Here is a 16,842-nt window from a genome sequence, read left to right as displayed (position 1 = left end):
TTTCTGTCGGACAACTCCCCTACGGTGGCGGAGTGACGTCGCCTTGGTCGGAGGGACAGGTCGCATCGGTGGCGCCCGATGCCGGCTCGCTCGCTGCCGCCGCAAAGCTGTCGGCCGCGTGGACGCAGACGGGCGGCAACGGCGACGCACTGTGGGGACTGTGCCAGGGCAGCGGCAAGAGCGCCTACCGATCGGTCGTCGACCTCACCGGTCCGGCGTTCCACTGCTCGTGCCCGAGCCGGAAGTTTCCGTGCAAGCACACGCTCGGGCTGCTGCTGATCTGGTCGCAGGGCCGGGTTCCGGAGCAGTCCGAACCGCCCGAGTTCGCGAACGACTGGCTGAGCCGGCGGGCCCGGCGGGCCGTGGCCGCGGCGGCCACGAGGACGGCCGGTGCGAAGGCCACCGAACGCCGAGCGGAACGAGTGGCGGCAGGACTCGACGAACTCGACCTGTGGCTCACCGACCAGATCCGGGGCGGGCTCGGTGCGGCCGACATCTCGGCGTCCGCGTTCGACGCCATCGCGGCCCGAATGGTCGACGCACAGGCGCCGGGCGTCGCGTCCGCCCTGCGCCGCCTTCCGATCGTCGTGGCCACCCGCGCCGACTGGCCGGACCGGTTGCTCCGCGAATACGCCAGGCTGCACCTTCTCGTCGTCGCTCATCGCCGCCTGAGCGAACTCCCGGAACCGTTGCAGGCGTCGGTGCGTTCGCACGTCGGCTACCCGGTGGCCACCGACAGTGTGCGCGGCGAGCCGGGAGTCCGCGACCGGTGGATGGTCCTGGGCATGCAGACCACCGAGGAGAAACGCCTCTTCACCCGCAAGGTGTGGTTGCTCGGCCGCGACCACGGTCGGCGCGCGATCCTCCTGGACTTCGCGCACGGTTCCGGCAACTTCTCGACGGTGATCCCGCCGCTCGGATCGCTCGTCGACGCCACCCTGCACTTCTACCCCGGCGCCGCGCCTCTGCGCGCCCAGTTCGGCGACACCCACGAGCCGCCCGAACCGTTCACGACGGTCGCACCGAGCGACATCGACACCGCACTCGACGACTTCGCCGCCGCGGTCGGAGCCGACCCGTGGATCCGCTCGTGGCCCGCCCTGCTCACCGGAGTCACCCCGGCATACGACGGCGGAAGCTGGTTCGTCGTCGACGGGCAGGGACGCGCGCTGCCGCTGTCCGGCGAGGATCCGGTCCTGTGGCGGCTGCTCGGAATGTCCGGTGGCAGTCCCGTCACCGTGTTCGGGGAGTGGACCAGCGACTCCCTCGTTCCCGTGTCGGTGTTCGATCGTGGCGACGTGTACCCGCTCGTGGCCGCCGCGCCGTCGACCGCGGGGAGTCGGCGATGAGCGAACTCCTGTCCGCCGCACTGCTCGGCACGGCACGTTCCACTCCCTCGTTCGAGGGTCTGGCCACCGGCGAACTGGCGCAGTCGGTCGGTGGTGACCCGGCGGAGACCCTGCTGGGCGCCGCCGCGCTCGAGAACGCGTACCGCGACGGCGGAGTCGCCGCCTCCACCCGCGTGCTGCCCGCGCCCGCCGAGGACGATCCGCGGCTGCAGTTGCCGTCCGCGTCCGCCGCGCACCTGATGCAGTTGCTCGCCGCCAAATCGTGGACGCTCACCGAGTGGTTTGCGGTGGTCGCCGAGCGGGGATACCGCGCGCCCGATCATCTCGTCGCCGACCTGATGGCGGTGGCACGCACGAACGACACCCACCGCGAGAGCATCCTGCGATTGGCAGGCCCCCGCGGCCAGTGGCTCGCCGCCCAGAACCCGGACTGGTCGATGCTGGTCCGGCGGTCCGATCGCACCGACGTGTGGACGCACGGCGCGCACCAGGAACGGCTGCTGTGGCTCACGACGATGCGGGCGGTGAACCCGGCGATCGCGATGGCCGAACTGCGTCGCACCTGGGATTCCGAACGGGGCGAGCACCGGGCGGCGTTCATCGCGGTCCTGGGCACGGGGCTCGGCGACGCGGACTCCGACCTGCTCGAGCACGCACTCGACGACCGGCGGAAAGAGGTGCGGCAGCAGGCGGTCCAGTTGCTGCGGCAGCTGCCGAACTCCGCGTACGCCGAGCGGATGGCCGCCCGCGCCCGCGCGTGGGTGCGGGTGGAGAAGAAGCCGTTGCGCACCCGCCTCGTGGTGAACATGCCGGGCTCCCTGGACGATTCGGCCCGTCGCGACGGAATCGAGGACGTCCACTTCAAGAACAAGGGAATCCGCAGCTGGTGGTTGCGGATGGTGGTCACCGCCGCCCCCTTGCCGGTGTGGGAAGGCATGATCGGCTCGGCCTCCGGCGCGTGGGAGATCCGGATCGAAGACCAGTGGCGGGAGGTGATGATGGAGGCGTGGACCAACGCCACCGTGCTCCAGCGCAATCCGCGCTGGGCGTCCGCCCTGCTGCACCGTGAGGGACGGAAAACCGAACGTCGCGTGGTGCCGATCGTCCCTGCCCGCGAACGGCTCGCCTACATTCTGTCGGGCCACGCCGACAGCTACCTGCTGGGCGTCGACGGCGCCGCACTGTTCGAGGGGCTCCCCCACCCGTGGCCGCTGGACCTCGCCGAACGGGTGATCGCCCGCCTCGAGGACGTGGCCGGGCGGCACGCCGAGACCGGCAAGGACCTCGGTCAGTTCTCCCGGCACAGCCACTATTCGACCCTCCGCAGCGCGGAGACACACTTCCCGTTCGCTGCGGCGCCGCTGCTCCGGGCGGCCGCCGAACGCACCCGTGACCCGGGCTGGCAGCAGGCGTTCGCCACTGTCGCCGCCAACATCGACCATCGCAGAACAGTCCTGAAGGAGTTCGAGTGACCGAGATCGCGGCCGGCCCGGCCGACCTGCTACGACCCCACGCCGAGCAGGCCTACGCCGACGAACTCGCCGCCCTCGCCGCGCAGGACACCCGGCCCCGGCCACCGTCGTGGAAGTTGTCGCCGTGGGCGGTCGTGACGTACCTGCTCGGCGGCGAACTCGACGACGGCACGGTCATCACCCCCAAGTACGTCGGTCCCCGGCGGCTGATCGAGGTAGCGGTCGCGACGCTCGCCACCGACCGCGCACTGCTTCTGCTCGGCGTGCCCGGAACCGCCAAGACGTGGGTGTCCGAACACCTGTCGGCTGCGGTGTCCGGCGAGTCGACCCTGCTCGTCCAGGGAACGTCGGGCACACCCGAGGAGGCCATCCGGTACGGCTGGAACTACGCGAGGCTCCTCGCCGAGGGTCCGACCGCGGGCGCACTCGTTCCGTCCCCGGTGATGACGGCCATGCAGGGTGGCCGTATCGCGCGCGTCGAGGAACTGACCCGCATTCCCGCCGACGTGCAGGACGCGCTCATCACCGTGCTGTCGGAGAAGACGCTGCCGATCCCCGAACTGGGCACCGAGGTGCAGGCCACCAAGGGTTTCAACCTGATCGCCACCGCCAACGACCGAGACCGCGGCGTCAACGACCTGTCCTCCGCGCTGCGCAGGCGTTTCAACACGGTCGTCCTGCCCCTGCCCGCCGACGAGGAGGACGAGGTCGCCATCGTCGCGCGGCGAGTCGAGCAACTCGGGTCCTCCCTGGAACTGCCGGCAGTCCCGGCGACGGACGACGAGATCCGGCGTGTGGTCACCGTGTTCCGGGAACTGCGGTCCGGCGCCACGAGCGACGGTCGCACCAAGCTGAAGTCGCCGTCCGGAACGCTGTCGACGGCGGAGGCGATCTCCGTGGTCACCAACGGACTCGCCCTCGCCGCGCACTTCGGGGACGGGGTGCTCCGTCCCTCCGACGTCGCCGCAGGCATCCTCGGGTCCGTACTGAAGGACCCGGTGGCCGACCGGGTGGTGTGGACGGAATACCTCGAGGCCGTGGTCCGCGAACGGGAGGGCTGGGCCGACTTCTACCGGGCGTGCCGCGAGGTCACCGGGTGAGCACCAGGGCGATGAGCCCGCCGGCGGGCGACGTCCGAGTCTTCGGCATCCGCCACCACGGGCCCGGTTCCGCACGATCGGTGCGTCGCGCGCTCGACGAGTTCGTCCCCGACGCCGTGCTGATCGAAGGGCCCGCCGACGCCGATCCGCTGGTCGCGCTGACCGCGTCCGGCACCATGGAACCCCCGGTGGCGCTGCTCGCGTATGCCACCGGCGAACCCCGGACGGCGGCGTTCTGGCCGTTCGCCGTGTTCTCCCCGGAGTGGCAGGCGCTGTCGTGGGCGGCCGGACACGGCGTCGACGTGCGCTTCTGCGACCTTCCGGCCGCCAACACCCTCGCCGCCGACCGCGCCGAGTCCCGTTCCGAGGATCCACTGGCGGCGCTGGCCGCGGCGGCCGGCTACGACGACACCGAACGCTGGTGGGACGCCGTCATCGAATCCGGTTCGGGGGCCGACTCGTTCGACGCGATCACCGACGCCATGACCGCGCTGCGCGGCACCGTCGAACTCGACGAACCCACCAGCAGACGCGAGGCGTACATGCGCCAGACCCTGCGGAAGGTGATCAAGGGCGGTGCCGTGCGGATCGCGGTGGTGTGCGGCGCCTGGCACGCCCCGGCACTCGCCGGACCCCTCGGACCGGCCACCGCGGACGCGCGAATCCTCAAGGGAATCCCCAAGATCAAGACCTCGCTGACGTGGGTGCCGTGGACGCATTCGCGGCTGTCCACGGCGTCCGGATACGGCGCCGGCATCACCTCCCCCGGCTGGTATCACCACCTGTTCACCGCCCCGGACCGCACGATCACCCGGTGGCTCACGAAGGTCGCGCGGGTGCTGCGGGACGAGGACCTTCCCGTGTCGAGTGCACACGTCATCGAATCCGTCCGTCTCGCAGACACGTTGGCCGCGTTGCGGGCGCGGCCGCTGGCCGGACTCTCCGAGGTCACCGAAGCCACCCGCGCCGTGATGTGCGACGGGGACGACGTCCTGCTCGACCTGATCACGCGTCGCCTCGTCGTCGGCGAGGCCCTCGGCGCCGTCCCCGACGACACCCCGACCGTTCCGCTCGACGCCGACCTGCGTGCCCGGGCGAAGACCCTGCGCCTGAAGCAGCAGGCCACCGAGAAGACCATCGACCTCGACCTCCGCCGGGACAACGACGTCGCGCGGTCCCGGCTCCTGCACCGCCTGCAGATCCTCGGTGTCGACTGGGGCACCCCGGCCGACAGCGACGTCCGCGGCACCGGCACGTTCCGTGAGACGTGGTCGCTCACCTGGCAACCCGAACTGGCGGTGTCGATCATCGAGGCGTCGCTGTGGGGCACCACCGTCGAGGCCGCGGCGACGGCGAAGGTCCGTGAGGAGGCGGCGGCCGGCGACGTCTCCCTCGCCCGGCTCACCGGGCTGCTCGAGCAGGCGCTGCTGTCGGATCTCGGCGACGCCCTGGCCGAACTGTTGCGCGCGCTGGAGACCGCGGCCACGCTCGACCACGACGTCATGCACCTGATGGACGCGCTGCCCGCGCTGACCCGCACCCTGCGGTACGGCGACGTCCGCGGCACCGACGTCTCGTCCCTCACCCGCGTCACCGACAGCCTCCTCGTCCGTATCTGCGCGGGACTGCCGTCGGCGATGTCCGGTTTGGACGACGACAGTGCCCTCGACCTGCGCCGCGCCGTCGACGACGTCCACGCGGCGGTGATGTTGCGCGACGACGACCGTGCGTCGGCGCGGTGGCTCGGCACGCTCACCGGCCTCGTCGACCGCACCGACGTGAACGGCCTCGTGATCGGGCGCATGGTCCGACTACTCCGCGACGCGGGCGCCGTCAGCGAAACCGAGGCCGCCACCCGGCTGTCGCGGGCGCTGTCCGTGGGCGCCGACCCGTCGGCCAAGGCCGGGTGGGTCGACGGCTTCCTCGGCGGCGGAGGGCTGCTGCTGGTCCACGACCGGCAACTGCTGCGACTGCTCGACGGGTGGGTGTCGGGGCTGCGCGAGCAGGATTTCGTCGACGTGCTGCCGCTGCTGCGGCGCACGTTCGGCAGCTTCGAGACCGGGGAACGCCGGGCCATCGGACAGTCCGTCGAGGGTGGCTCCACGGCCGAGACCCCCGCCGAGGTCGATGCCCGGCGCGGCACCGTCGCGATCCGCACCGTCGCCGACATCCTGGGGGTGACGTCGTGACCGAAGACGCGGAGCGGCTACGTCGGTGGCGACTCCTGCTCGGCAACGCCGCCGAGGAATCCACCGGTGGACTGGCGTCCAGGACGGACGCGGCGATGGACGGCGCACTGGCCGCGCTGTACGACACCAGCAGCGACGGGTCGAAGAGCCGCCGGCGCACTGCGGGTCTCGGCGGATCGGCACCGAAGGTCGCACGCTGGCTCGGCGACATCCGCACCTACTTCCCGAGCAGCGTCGTGCAGGTGATGCAGAAGGACGCCATCGACCGGCTCGGCCTCACCCAACTGCTCCTCGAACCCGAACTGCTCGACGCCGTCGAACCGGACGTCCACCTCGTCGGCACCCTCCTGAGCCTCAACCGGGTGATGCCCGAGACCAGCAAGGCCACCGCCCGGATGGTCGTCGAGAAGGTGGTCCAGGAGGTGGAGGACCGGATCGCGCAGAAGACCAGAACCGCCGTCACCGGTGCCCTCAACCGTTCCGCCCGAATCACCAATCCCCGGCACCGCGACATCGACTGGAATCGCACCATCCGCGCCAACCTCGCGCACTACCTGCCCGAGCACAAGACGGTGGTGCCGGAGCGGTTGCTCGGCTACGGCCGCCGATCGCAGGCCGTGCAGCGCGACGTCGTCCTCGCCATCGACCAGTCCGGCTCGATGGCGTCGAGCGTCGTGTTCGCGTCCGTGTTCGGCGCGGTGCTCGCGTCGATGCGCGCGCTGAAGACGTCGCTGGTCGTGTTCGACACGGCAGTCGTCGACCTCACCGACAAGCTGTCCGATCCCGTCGACGTGCTGTTCGGCACGCAACTCGGCGGCGGCACCGACATCAACCGGGCAATCGCCTACAGCCAGTCACTGATCGACAGGCCGGCGGAATCGTTGTTCGTGCTGATCTCCGACCTGTACGAGGGCGGGATCCGCGCGGAGATGCTCCGCCGGATGGCGGCGATGAAGAACGCGAGTGTCCAGGTGGTGGTGCTGCTCGCTCTGTCCGACGACGGCGCCCCGTCGTTCGATCACGACAACGCGGCGGCCCTCGGTGCGCTCGGCATTCCCGCGTTCGCCTGCACACCGGACACATTCCCGGAACTGCTGGCGCTCGCACTGGAACGCGGCGACATCGGCAGGTGGGCGGACGGGCTCCAGCAGGGGTGACGGCGGGGTCAGCCGGCAGCCATCCGGCGCTCGCTGTGCAGTTCGGGGTGTGCGTCGGCACGGATCCTGAGCAGGACCAGGCCGGACACCGACGCGACGATCAACGACGCGACCGTCCACGGGACGTGCAGTTCGGAGATCCCGACTCCCGCACCGACGAGTCCCACGACGAGCAGGCTCCACATGATCGCTTTGACTGGACCGGACCCCATGACAACGCTCCTTCACCGAGATACGTACATCCCCCGTGAGTTCTGATGTGCGCGCAGAACGTTAGCTGCGTCACACGGGGGTCCTCGTGCGACACGTCGAAAACGCTCTTTCCGATACCAATCCGAGACCTGCCCCCGTGAGTACTTGTTAACCGCCCGCGGTTAACAAGTACTCACGGGCGCAGCTAAATGATGCTGACGGTGCCCTGGGTCGTCGCCGCCGCGAGCACGCGCAGGTGGTCGTCGGAGCCGCCGAGGGTGTGCTCGATGGCGGTCAGCCGGCTCACGTAGTGCCCGACCGGGTACTCGGCTGTCATGCCGATGCCGCCGTGCATCTGGATCGCTTCCTGCCCGATCGTCCGGGCCGACCGGCCGATCTGCAGCTTGGCGCGGGACGCGACCACCGGGTCCACGGTTCCGTCGGCCAGCGACATCGTGGCGTAGAGACTCATGCTGCGGGCCAGTTCCAGCAGCACGTACATGTCTGCCGCACGGTGGGTGAGTGTCTGGAACTTCGCGATCGGGACGCCGAACTGCTTGCGGGTCTTCAGGTACTCGGTCGTCAGCCGCAACGCCTCCTCCATCGCGCCGACGGCCTCCGCGCACAGTGCCGCCTGCGCCCGGATGTGTGCGCCCTCGATCGCCGCAGCCGCGTCGCCGCCCGCACCGAGCGGCTCGGCCGGGGTGCCGGACAGTTCCACCTGCGCGGCCCGCAGTCCGTCGTGGGTCGCGTAGGGGGTGCGGGTCAGGCCGGCGGCGTCGCCGTCGACGAGGAACAGTCCGACCCCGCCGTCCGGGAGTGTCGCGCTGACGACCAGCATGTTCGCGCCGCCACCGTGCGGAACAGGATTCTTCGTACCTGTCAGGGTCCACGCGTCGCCATCCTTCGTCGCGGTCGTGGACACCCGGGCCGACGGCCAGCGCACGCCCGGTTCCCGATCGGCGAAGGCCAGCAGGAGGGTGCCCTCGGACACGTCCGGGAGAATCCGGCGACGCTGCTCCGTACTGCCGGCCGCAGCGATCAGACCGCCCGGCACGAGCACGGCGTCGAGGACCGGTTCGGGGGCGAGGCGGCGGCCTATCTCGGTCATCACCGATGCCACCTCGACGGGTCCGGCGCCCATTCCCCCGTCTTCCTCGTCGAAGCTCAGGCCGAGCAGCCCCACCTCGGCGAGTTGCTTCCAGACCTGCGGGCTCCACCCCTGCTCGGTATCGGTGACAGCGTTGCGCTTCTCCGCGTCGTAGCTGCGCCCCAGCAGTTCGCGGATGGTGTCGCGCAGCAGTTTCTGTTCGTCGGTCAGGTCGAAGTCCATGTCACGCCCTCACAATCCGAGGATCGAGGAGGCGATGATGCTGCGCTGCACTTCGCTCGATCCGCTGTAGATGGAAACCTTGCGGTAGTTCAGATAGGTCGGTGCCGTCCGCTGCGCCCAGAGCGGTGAGGAGATGCCGTCACCGGCGGCGAAGGGTAGGGAGTCGGGGCCCGCGACGTCGGTCAGCAGTTCGAGTGTCGCCTGCTGCAGTTCGGACCCGCGCAGCTTCAGCAGCGACGACGCCGGGTTCGGCTTGCCGTCGGCCGAACTCGCGACGACCCGCAGCTGGGTGAGCTCGAGCGCGATGATCTCGTTCTCCAGTTCCGCGATGCGGGCGGCGAACAGCGGGTCCTCGAGCAGCGTCCCCTCGCCGACCGAGATCTCCGCGGCGCGCTTCTTCGCCTGCGCGAGCCGGACCTTGGAGAATCCCAGGCGGGTGACGCCGGCGCGCTCGTTGCCGAGCAGGAACTTGGCGTAGCTCCAGCCCTGGTTCTCCTCACCCACGAGATTCTCGGCGGGCACGCGCACGTCCTCGAAGAAGACCTCGTTGACCTCGTGGCCTCCGTCGATCAGCTTGATCGGGCGCACTGTGACGCCGGGCGTCTTCAGGTCGACGAGGATGAACGAGATGCCGGCCTGCTTCTTGGGGGCATCCGGGTTGGTGCGGGCGAGGACGAAGATCCAGTCTGCGTGCTGCGCGAGGGTGGTCCACGTCTTCTGGCCGTTGATCACGTAGTCGTCGCCGTCGCGGACGGCGCGGGTCTTCAGCGACGCGAGGTCGGAACCGGCCTCGGGCTCGGAAAATCCCTGGCACCACCAGATGTCGAGGTTGGCGGTCGCGGGAAGGAACTTCTCCTTCTGCTCCTGCGAACCGAACGCCGCGATGACGGGGCCCACCATGCTGGTGTTGAACGCGAGCGGCTCGGGCACCGACGCGAGCTGCAGCTCGTCGAGCCAGATGTGCTTCTGCACCGGCGTCCAGTCGCGGCCGCCCCACTCGACCGGCCAGTGCGGCGTCGCGAGCCCGTTGGCGTTCAGAATCCGCTGAGACTCGATGAAGCCTTCTTTCCCCACTTCTTCGCCCCGCGCATACCGCTCGCGGATCTCCGCCGGAATCTGTGTGGTGAAGAACGTTCGCATCTCGTCGCGGAACGCCAGCTCCTCGTCGGTCAGGGCCAGATTCATCGGAATTCCTTCGCACTCGAGGTCGGATTCATGTTCTGGTCCCGACGGTACCCCCACCTCCCGCGGGACACCACGACATCCCCAGTTGTAGTCACAATGACCACATCAGTGATACCGTTTCGTAGTCACTACGACTACAAGGAGTTCCCGTGATCGCACTACTCGTCGACTGGCTCAATTCGGCCGCGGTGACGTCGTTCGGGACGACGACGAGCTGGGCCGAAGTGCTCGGTTTCGCGTCGGGCGCCGTGTGCGTCTGGCTCGTCGCCCGGCAGTCCACCTGGAACTGGCCGATCGGAATCGCGAACAACCTGGTCTGGATCCTGCTGTTCTACGCAGCCGGACTCTTCGCCGACTCGGCCCTCCAACTGGTCTACATCGCGCTCGCCGTGGCCGGGTGGATCCGGTGGATCCGCGGTCGCGCCGGCAACCCGTTGCCCGTCACCGGGACGTCGCCGGAGGAATGGAGGTGGCTCGCCGGGACCGGCATCGTCGGCACCGCCGCCTTGACCGTGCTCCTGCACACGGCGACGTCGTCCACGGTCCCGTTCTGGGACGCCGTCACCACAGCCCTCTCGCTGCTGGCCACCTGGGGACAGGTGAACAAGCGCTGGGAATCGTGGCTGCTGTGGATTGCGGCCGATCTGGTCTACGTCCCGCTCTACCTGCACAAGGGTCTGACGCTGACGGCCCTGCTGTACGTCGGCTTCCTCGTGCTCTGCGTCCGCGGTCTCCTCGAGTGGCGCAGGTCGTCGGGACTCCCCGCCCTCGCGACGACCGCGAGCAGGTGACCGCAATGCGCGACCACGCGCTCGTGATCGGAAAGTTCTATCCCCCGCACGCCGGGCACCACCTGCTGATCCGGGAGGCGGCGCGGGTAGCCGCCCGGGTGACGGTGGTGGTGATGGCGTCCCGGGTCGAGTCGATTCCCTTGGCGGACAGAGTGTCCTGCCTCGCCGAATCGCATGCGGGCGACCGCACGGTGACCGTGACCGGCATCGCGTGCGACGCCCCGATGGACCTGGCGTCGCGACCGGTGTGGGCCGCCCAGGTGGCGTGCATGCGCGCCGCGGTGCGCCAGGTCACCGGAATCGCCGTCGACGTGGTCGTGTCGAGCGAGAAGTACGGCGACGACCTCGCCCGCTGGTTCGACGCCGTCCACGTCCCCGTCGACCCCGAGCGGGTCCGGTTCCCGATTTCGGGAACCGCCTGTCGAGGCGACCTCGCCGGCAATTGGGAACACCTCGACGCGCCCGCGCAGGCACTGCTCACCACCCGGATCGTGGTGCTCGGCGCGGAATCCACCGGGACCACCACCGTCAGTCATGCGCTGGCGCAGCGCTTCCGCGCCCGCGGCGGGATCTGGCGGCGCACGCACTGGGTTCCCGAATACGGTCGCACGGCAACCGCCGACAAGCTGGCGAGAGCCCGCGTCGCCGACGCGTCCGCCGGCGTCGACGACCTCGTCTGGATCGGGCAGGATTTCGCCGACATCGCCCGCATCCAGAACGAGTGGGAAGAGGCGGCGGCGCGGTCGGGGTCGCCCCTGACGATCTGCGACACCGACGCAGAAGCCACCACCGTGTGGGAGCGGCGCTACCTCGGCCCCGACAGCACCCGGGCGCACGACCACCGGCCGGGCCGCCATGCCCTGTACCTCATTACCGACCACGTCGGTGTCCCCTTCGTGCAGGATGGGTTGCGTGACGGAGAGTCGATCCGGGAGGAGATGACAGAGTGGTTCGTCGATGCACTCACCGCCGCCGGGCGGTCGTGGGTGATGCTGACCGGGAGCCAGGCAGAGCGTCTCGACCTCGCGACGCAGGTCACTGAACAGGCACTCGCCCACCGATCGACGTTCGCCGCACCACTGGGAGGCTGACAGTGTACGACGCAACCGAGTACCCACCGTTCGCCGTGACCGTCGATCTCGCGATGTTCACGCTGCGCGGCCCCTCGCTGTCGGTCCTGCTGGTGCGGCGGGGAGAGGAACCGTTCCAGGGGATGCCCGCGCTGCCCGGCGGTTTCGTTCACGCCGACGAATCGGCGGACGTCGCGGCGCGACGCGAACTGGCGGAGGAGACCGGACTCGACAGCTTTCCCGGTCACCTCGAGCAGTTGGCGACGTACAGCGAGCCGGGCCGCGACCCGCGCATGCGCGTCGTGTCGGTGGTGTTCGTGGCGTTCGCGCCGAACCTGCCGGAGCCGTCCGCCGGTTCCGACGCCGCCGACGCCTACTGGATGCCGGTCGAGGACGCGTCCCGCGAGTCGCTGGCGTTCGACCACGCGCAGATCCTCGCCGACGCCCTCGAGCGGGTGCGGTCGAAACTCGAATACACCACTTTGGCAACCCATTTCGTGGAGTCTCCGTTCTCGATCCGGGACCTCCAGACGGTGTACGAGGCCGTGTGGGACGTGACGTGGGACCGCGCGAACTTCCGCCGCAAGGTCCTGGGAACGCGGGGGTTCGTCGAACCCGTCGAGGGCGTCGCCGACGCCGCATCCACGGGCGGCAGGCGCGCCCAGCTGTACCGCCCGGGCGACGCCACCACCCTGCACCCGCCGATCCCCCGCCCGTGAGTACTTGTTAACCGCAGGCGGTTAAGAAGTACTCACGGGTGGCGGAGCCGCAGAACGAGCAGAAACGCGCCACCGGCCGCGTCGATCTGCGTCTCGACGTCCAGTTCCGGTGCGAGACGGGACAACCGGTCGAGCAACCACTCCGACGCGTCCTCCGCATCCGACTTGCCCGGGCACCGCGCCACGGCCACCCGGCCGCCCTTGCGGCCGAGTTGTTCGACGACGCCGATGATCGGGGCGGGGTCGACGACGAACAACCGGTCGGGCCACGGCACCACCGGTTTGACGGCGCCCTTCTTGGTGTTGCACGCGCGGTGAGCGAGGCGTTCGACGCCGCCCTTCGCCTTGGCCTTCTTCGCGGTGACGACACTGTCGATGCTGGGGCCGCGCGGGTCGTTGACCGACATGTCGGGATCCACCGGTTCGTCACACAACCAACAGCGCCACGACTCGCGGTCGCCGACCTCTCGAAGAGTGCTCATGGGCGCCAACGCTACCCGTGGGCCTGGACGGGATCGAAGCCGGAGATCAGCCAGTCGTCGCCGGATTTGGTCAGCTCGACGGAAATGCTCGTCGCCGTCACCGCCGGTTCCGGTTTCCCGGCGCTGGTGGTGCTCTGGTTGACGAACAGCAGCACCGTCGCCGTGTCGGCCGCCACCTCGACCGGACCGGACGCGGCCACCGTCGCCTGCGTGGCGACCCGGCTCTCCTTCGCCGCCGGGACGACGACGTCCGTCGTGAACTGCGTGTAATAGTCGAGGAACTCCCCCGTCAGGCGCTCCTTCGCGGCGCCGACGTCGTTCTCCACCGTGTCCGGACCGTACGACAGCAGAGCGATCGCGCCCTGCGAAGCGGTGTCGGTGACGGCGGCGCGGACGGTGTCGTCGACGCGCTGGCCGGGCCGGTAGAGCGTGAAGTACAGCACCCCGGCCAGCACGGCCGTGACCACGGTGAGCGCACCCAGGATCAGGAGGAGCCTGCGCGACTTCGGCGATGCGTCGGTACTCACTGCACGAACCCCGCCTTCACGATCTTGTACGTGCCGTCCTCGAGTTGCATCGTGACCCGCATTCTCTGACTACGCGGTTCCTCTGCGGCCCCGCCCGCATTCGACACCTTCTGGGCGACCGCGACGAGCACGTCGGCGGAGTCGCCGTCCTGCCTCTCGATCGCGGCCTGGCGCACCTCCCCGACCGATTTGACCTGGGCCTCCTGCATGACGGCGATGAGATCCTTGGACCGGGCCTCGAATTCGTCGCGGAATTCTCCCGCCGAGCCGTCGAGCACCTTCTGCACGTCTTCGTCGGCCCGCTGGAAGTCCATCGTCGTCAGATTCACGACGCCCTGGCTCGCGGCGTCCACGATCTCGGACCGCTGCTGCGCCGCCCGCTCCGCCTGCCGGTGCGTGTAGCCGAAGTAGCCGCTCACCGCGAGGAACGCGAGCGCGAGAACGGACAGAACCGCCACACCTGCGGTGACGGCCGGCGTCCGGGGCCCGGGGGCAGTGCCCTCACCGGAAGCAGCGTCCTCACTGGAAGCGGCCTCCTCACTGGGGGCAGCGTCCTGGTCGGGGGCCACTTCCGCCATGGGATTCCTTCCGTCGTGCCGTACCTCTGTTACCTGGATCACGCCATGGTACCGGGTAGTCATATCAAATATTTTCCGCACCGGTATCCGGACAGATCCGCGGGCGGAAAGGCGCGTGGGAGACCCCGCGTACCGTCGGTGATCATTACTGTTGAGGAGAAGGCAGGCGACTCGAAGGGGATCCACGATGACCAGCGATTCAGGCGCACGCAGCCGCGTGCAGTTCGGTGCCGGGGCGACTCCGGAACTCGTCAGTTCCCAGGGACGGACCATCATCGCGGACGCCGTCGTCGCCAAGATCGCCGGTATCGCCACCCGTGAGATCAACGGCGTCTACGACGTGGGCGGCGGCACCGCACGCGCCGTCGGCGCCCTCCGGGACCGGATCCCCGGCGCCCGCGTCAACCACGCCCAGGGCGTCGCCGTCGAAGTCGGGGAGAAACAGGCCGCCATCGACATCGGCATCGTCGCCGAATACGGTGTTGCACTGCACGAACTCGCGGTCGGCATCCGACGCAACGTCATCGCGGCCGTCGAGCGCATGACCGGACTCGAAGTGACCGAAGTGAACATCACCGTCTTCGACGTCATGCTCTTCGACGAATCCGAGGCCGCGTCCGAACTCGACGGCAAACCGAGGGTGCAGTGACCGGACCGCTCCCACCGGACACTCACGCGGAGGACATCTCCGAACGCATCGTGGCCGCCGTCCTCGCGACCCCCGGAGTGGCAGCGATGCACGGCGGCGCGTTCGGCGAAGTCGCGACGTACCTGCCCGGACGCCGGGTGACCGGGGTGACCGTCGGCCCCACGTCCTGTGCCGTCCATCTCGCGGCGCGCTACCCCGCCAACGTCGTCGACACCGCCGAAAGGGTGCGGGCCGCAGTGGAATCACTGGTGGACGTCCCCGTCGACGTGATCATCGAAGATCTCCTGACAGAGACAGGACACGCTCAATGAACAGCACAATCACAGGCCTGATCGTTGGATTACTCCTCGCCATCGCCGGCATCCTCGGCGGTTTCAGCGGATTCGTCTTCGCCGTCCTGCTCGGCGCACTGGGCATGGCCGTGGGCGCGCACCGCGACGGGCACCTCGATCTCGGCGCCATCCTCCGAAGCCGCGGCCGTGGCTGAACCGTCCACCGCACCCCCCGCCGGACCCCGGGACGACGCTGCGCTCGACGACACCGCCCAGCGCGGCGAATTGGTCATCAAGGAACGCGCCGTCGTGAAGATCGCCGTCGCCGCAGCGCTCCAAGTACCCGGCGTCGTCAAGCAGTCCGGCGGACTGTCCCGGCTGACGGGCAGAGAACTCCCCCGCGCCGACGTCTCGACGGGTGCGGACGCCGTCGCGATCAACCTGTACATCGCGGTGCAGTGGCCGTGCCGGCTCGATCTCCTCAACCGCAGGCTCCGCGCACAGGTGCACCGCCAGGTCGAGCAGATGACCGGCATGCCGGTCATCGAACTCAACATCGTGGTCGTCGGAACGGAATCCGCGGCACCCGAAGACAGCGGCGCCGACAGCCTCTACTCCGAACAGGGCGATCCGGCGGTGCCGCCCCTCCCGGTGGCGCCGATCCGGCCCCGCACGCCGCGCGCGACACCCGCCGCCGTGCCCGCCGCGATCATCGTCGCCGTCGCCGCCCTCGGCCTCGCGGTCGTCGCCGCGCGTGAACTGCTCATCATGCGCGGCACGTTCGCCAACGCGCCCTGGATCCGCAACACCGCGCAATGGCTGGGCAGGCTGCACTGGTCCGATTGGATCGTCCCCGTCGCCGTCGGCGCGATCGTGCTGGGAATCGTGTTCATCGTCGCCGCCCTCAAACCGCGGCCGCGCACCCATCTGCCCCTCGCGGTGGGCGACACCCCGATCGTCTGGCTGCGCCCCACCGACCTCGCCCGCAATTCCAGTAGTCACGCCAACACGGTCCCCGGGGTGCTGTCGGCGCACACGACAGTCGACCGCAAGCACGTCACCGTCCGCGTGGTGCGCACCGAGTCGACACCCGCCGCAGACGTGGCCATCTCCGTCCGCGAGGCCGTCGAACCGACGCTGTCGCTGCTCGGCACGTCCCCCGAACTCCGAGTGCAGGTGAAGCCGTGACGCATCGGACCGCCGCCGTCAACCGGCTGATCGTCCTGCTCGTCGGGCTCGCGCTCCTCGGATTCGGCGCCTACGCCATCGCCTGGGACCTGCAGGTTCCGATCGTCCGGGAATGGGTGTCGCGGTACGACCGCGCACGCGTCACCGCGCTTCCCGACCAGGGCTGGTGGGGCTGGGCCCTCGCCGCGACGGTCGTCGTGGGACTGGTCTTCGGGATCGTGGTCCTCGCGCTGGACCTCACCCGGCGACGCACGTCCGCCGTCGCAGTCCCGGATCGCGAATCGGGCACCTACGTCACCGTCGACCTGGGCTCCCTCGCCAACGGGGTCGCCAGCGAACTCGCCCAGTACCCCGGAGTCCGGCAGACGCGGGCCCGCGCCGTCGTCGAACGCGGACTCCCCACCCTGTCGATCGTCGTGACCGCCGACCCCACCGTCGACATCCACGACTTCACCCGCAAGTCCGAGGACGTCGCATCATGGGTCGCGTCGACGCTCGGCGGTGAGCAGGTCGCCACCCAGGTGCTGCTCCACCTCGACCGCGCCGACCACCCGGTACACGTCGAAAACTGACACGGGACGTCCCGGTC

19 protein-coding genes are annotated in these 16,842 nt (G+C 69.7%); 13 read left to right on the top strand and 6 right to left on the bottom strand.

Features of this window, described 5'->3' with window-relative positions:
- Window positions 1–32 precede the first annotated feature (32 nt).
- From CJ179_RS20310 to CJ179_RS20290, 5 genes are read left to right on the top strand one after another with little or no spacing between them, the layout of a single operon-like run.
- Entirely contained in the window at window positions 33–1,349 is a 1,317-nt protein-coding gene (locus tag CJ179_RS20310) for an SWIM zinc finger family protein (RefSeq protein ID WP_095862597.1), read from the top strand.
- Window positions 1,346–2,821, top strand: coding sequence for a DUF5691 domain-containing protein (locus CJ179_RS20305; RefSeq protein WP_095862596.1), 1,476 nt, complete (start codon window positions 1,346–1,348; stop codon window positions 2,819–2,821). Before CJ179_RS20310 ends, CJ179_RS20305 begins: the two co-directional genes overlap by 4 nt.
- Window positions 2,818–3,921, top strand: coding sequence for an AAA family ATPase (locus CJ179_RS20300; protein ID WP_072940182.1), 1,104 nt, complete (start codon window positions 2,818–2,820; stop codon window positions 3,919–3,921). Before CJ179_RS20305 ends, CJ179_RS20300 begins: the two co-directional genes overlap by 4 nt.
- Before the next feature lie 11 nt (window positions 3,922–3,932).
- Window positions 3,933–6,110 (top strand): DUF5682 family protein, encoded by a 2,178-nt coding sequence (locus CJ179_RS20295; protein ID WP_072940446.1) that lies wholly within the window; start codon window positions 3,933–3,935, stop codon window positions 6,108–6,110.
- Complete coding sequence (locus CJ179_RS20290) at window positions 6,107–7,267, top strand: VWA domain-containing protein (RefSeq protein ID WP_095862595.1); 1,161 nt, start codon at window positions 6,107–6,109, stop codon at window positions 7,265–7,267. The genes CJ179_RS20295 and CJ179_RS20290 overlap by 4 nt, the downstream gene beginning before the upstream one ends.
- Before the next feature lie 8 nt (window positions 7,268–7,275).
- Here CJ179_RS20290 and CJ179_RS20285 read toward each other — a convergent pair whose 3' ends face one another.
- The 3 genes from CJ179_RS20285 to CJ179_RS20275 form a co-directional block, all read right to left on the bottom strand.
- Window positions 7,276–7,479, bottom strand: coding sequence for a hypothetical protein (locus tag CJ179_RS20285; protein ID WP_012688808.1), 204 nt, complete (start codon window positions 7,477–7,479; stop codon window positions 7,276–7,278).
- Window positions 7,480–7,664: 185 nt separating this feature from the next.
- Entirely contained in the window at window positions 7,665–8,792 is a 1,128-nt protein-coding gene (locus tag CJ179_RS20280; protein WP_095862594.1) for an acyl-CoA dehydrogenase family protein, read from the bottom strand.
- 9 nt (window positions 8,793–8,801) lie between these two features.
- Entirely contained in the window at window positions 8,802–9,977 is a 1,176-nt protein-coding gene (locus CJ179_RS20275; RefSeq protein WP_095862593.1) for an acyl-CoA dehydrogenase family protein, read from the bottom strand.
- 149 nt (window positions 9,978–10,126) lie between these two features.
- Here CJ179_RS20275 and pnuC point away from each other — a divergent pair, with 149 nt between their 5' ends.
- From pnuC to CJ179_RS20260, 3 genes are read left to right on the top strand one after another with little or no spacing between them, the layout of a single operon-like run.
- On the top strand, window positions 10,127–10,768 hold the full coding sequence (gene pnuC, locus CJ179_RS20270; RefSeq protein WP_095862592.1) for a nicotinamide riboside transporter PnuC: 642 nt from the start codon (window positions 10,127–10,129) through the stop codon (window positions 10,766–10,768).
- Window positions 10,769–10,773: 5 nt separating this feature from the next.
- A complete protein-coding gene (locus CJ179_RS20265) occupies window positions 10,774–11,859 on the top strand; it encodes an AAA family ATPase (protein WP_072940442.1) in 1,086 nt (361 codons plus the stop codon).
- Between the two features lie 2 nt (window positions 11,860–11,861).
- Window positions 11,862–12,557 (top strand): NUDIX domain-containing protein, encoded by a 696-nt coding sequence (locus CJ179_RS20260; protein ID WP_174705474.1) that lies wholly within the window; start codon window positions 11,862–11,864, stop codon window positions 12,555–12,557.
- A 32-nt stretch (window positions 12,558–12,589) separates the two neighbouring features.
- Here CJ179_RS20260 and CJ179_RS20255 read toward each other — a convergent pair whose 3' ends face one another.
- Genes CJ179_RS20255 through CJ179_RS20245 form a run of 3 tightly spaced genes read right to left on the bottom strand, consistent with a single transcriptional unit; the run spans window position 12,590 to window position 14,186 of the window.
- Entirely contained in the window at window positions 12,590–13,039 is a 450-nt protein-coding gene (locus CJ179_RS20255; protein ID WP_072940167.1) for a hypothetical protein, read from the bottom strand.
- An 11-nt stretch (window positions 13,040–13,050) separates the two neighbouring features.
- Window positions 13,051–13,566, bottom strand: a complete 516-nt coding sequence (locus CJ179_RS20250; RefSeq protein WP_072940164.1) for a twin-arginine translocation pathway signal — start codon at window positions 13,564–13,566, stop codon at window positions 13,051–13,053.
- A complete protein-coding gene (locus CJ179_RS20245) occupies window positions 13,563–14,186 on the bottom strand; it encodes a hypothetical protein (protein WP_306454247.1) in 624 nt (207 codons plus the stop codon). The genes CJ179_RS20250 and CJ179_RS20245 overlap by 4 nt, the downstream gene beginning before the upstream one ends.
- Before the next feature lie 145 nt (window positions 14,187–14,331).
- On the opposite strand from CJ179_RS20245, the gene CJ179_RS20240 reads away from it, so the two are divergent.
- The 5 genes from CJ179_RS20240 to CJ179_RS20220 are packed head-to-tail and all read left to right on the top strand — an operon-like array spanning window position 14,332 to window position 16,825.
- A complete protein-coding gene (locus CJ179_RS20240; RefSeq protein ID WP_072940161.1) occupies window positions 14,332–14,793 on the top strand; it encodes an Asp23/Gls24 family envelope stress response protein in 462 nt (153 codons plus the stop codon).
- On the top strand, window positions 14,790–15,104 hold the full coding sequence (locus tag CJ179_RS20235) for an Asp23/Gls24 family envelope stress response protein (RefSeq protein WP_072940158.1): 315 nt from the start codon (window positions 14,790–14,792) through the stop codon (window positions 15,102–15,104). Before CJ179_RS20240 ends, CJ179_RS20235 begins: the two co-directional genes overlap by 4 nt.
- Window positions 15,101–15,280, top strand: coding sequence for a hypothetical protein (locus CJ179_RS20230; RefSeq protein ID WP_005252219.1), 180 nt, complete (start codon window positions 15,101–15,103; stop codon window positions 15,278–15,280). Before CJ179_RS20235 ends, CJ179_RS20230 begins: the two co-directional genes overlap by 4 nt.
- Window positions 15,273–16,253 carry a DUF6286 domain-containing Asp23/Gls24 family envelope stress response protein gene (locus CJ179_RS20225; protein WP_072940155.1) on the top strand — a complete coding sequence of 327 codons (981 nt, stop codon included), beginning with the start codon at window positions 15,273–15,275 and terminating at the stop codon, window positions 16,251–16,253. The genes CJ179_RS20230 and CJ179_RS20225 overlap by 8 nt, the downstream gene beginning before the upstream one ends.
- On the top strand, window positions 16,250–16,825 hold the full coding sequence (locus CJ179_RS20220) for a hypothetical protein (RefSeq protein ID WP_072940153.1): 576 nt from the start codon (window positions 16,250–16,252) through the stop codon (window positions 16,823–16,825). Before CJ179_RS20225 ends, CJ179_RS20220 begins: the two co-directional genes overlap by 4 nt.
- The last annotated feature ends 17 nt before the right edge of the window (window positions 16,826–16,842 follow it).

The sequence above is a fragment of the Rhodococcus sp. ACS1 genome, assembly GCF_002300155.1.
Lineage (GTDB): Bacteria > Actinomycetota > Actinomycetes > Mycobacteriales > Mycobacteriaceae > Rhodococcus_F > Rhodococcus_F koreensis.
This window is presented reverse-complemented; position numbering and strand designations above follow the sequence as displayed.

What these genes read in the sequence shown, in the direction of transcription:
- CJ179_RS20305 (WP_095862596.1), top strand. Translation starts at nt 1,346, where the DNA reads ATGAGCGAACTCCTGTCCGCCGCACTGCTCGGCACGGCACGTTCCACT.
- CJ179_RS20295 (WP_072940446.1), top strand. Translation starts at nt 3,933, where the DNA reads ATGAGCCCGCCGGCGGGCGACGTCCGAGTCTTCGGCATCCGCCACCAC.
- CJ179_RS20285 (WP_012688808.1), bottom strand. Translation starts at nt 7,479, where the DNA reads ATGGGGTCCGGTCCAGTCAAAGCGATCATGTGGAGCCTGCTCGTCGTG.
- CJ179_RS20280 (WP_095862594.1), bottom strand. Translation starts at nt 8,792, where the DNA reads ATGGACTTCGACCTGACCGACGAACAGAAACTGCTGCGCGACACCATC.
- CJ179_RS20275 (WP_095862593.1), bottom strand. Translation starts at nt 9,977, where the DNA reads ATGAATCTGGCCCTGACCGACGAGGAGCTGGCGTTCCGCGACGAGATG.
- CJ179_RS20265 (WP_072940442.1), top strand. Translation starts at nt 10,774, where the DNA reads ATGCGCGACCACGCGCTCGTGATCGGAAAGTTCTATCCCCCGCACGCC.
- CJ179_RS20255 (WP_072940167.1), bottom strand. Translation starts at nt 13,039, where the DNA reads ATGAGCACTCTTCGAGAGGTCGGCGACCGCGAGTCGTGGCGCTGTTGG.
- CJ179_RS20240 (WP_072940161.1), top strand. Translation starts at nt 14,332, where the DNA reads ATGACCAGCGATTCAGGCGCACGCAGCCGCGTGCAGTTCGGTGCCGGG.
- CJ179_RS20230 (WP_005252219.1), top strand. Translation starts at nt 15,101, where the DNA reads ATGAACAGCACAATCACAGGCCTGATCGTTGGATTACTCCTCGCCATC.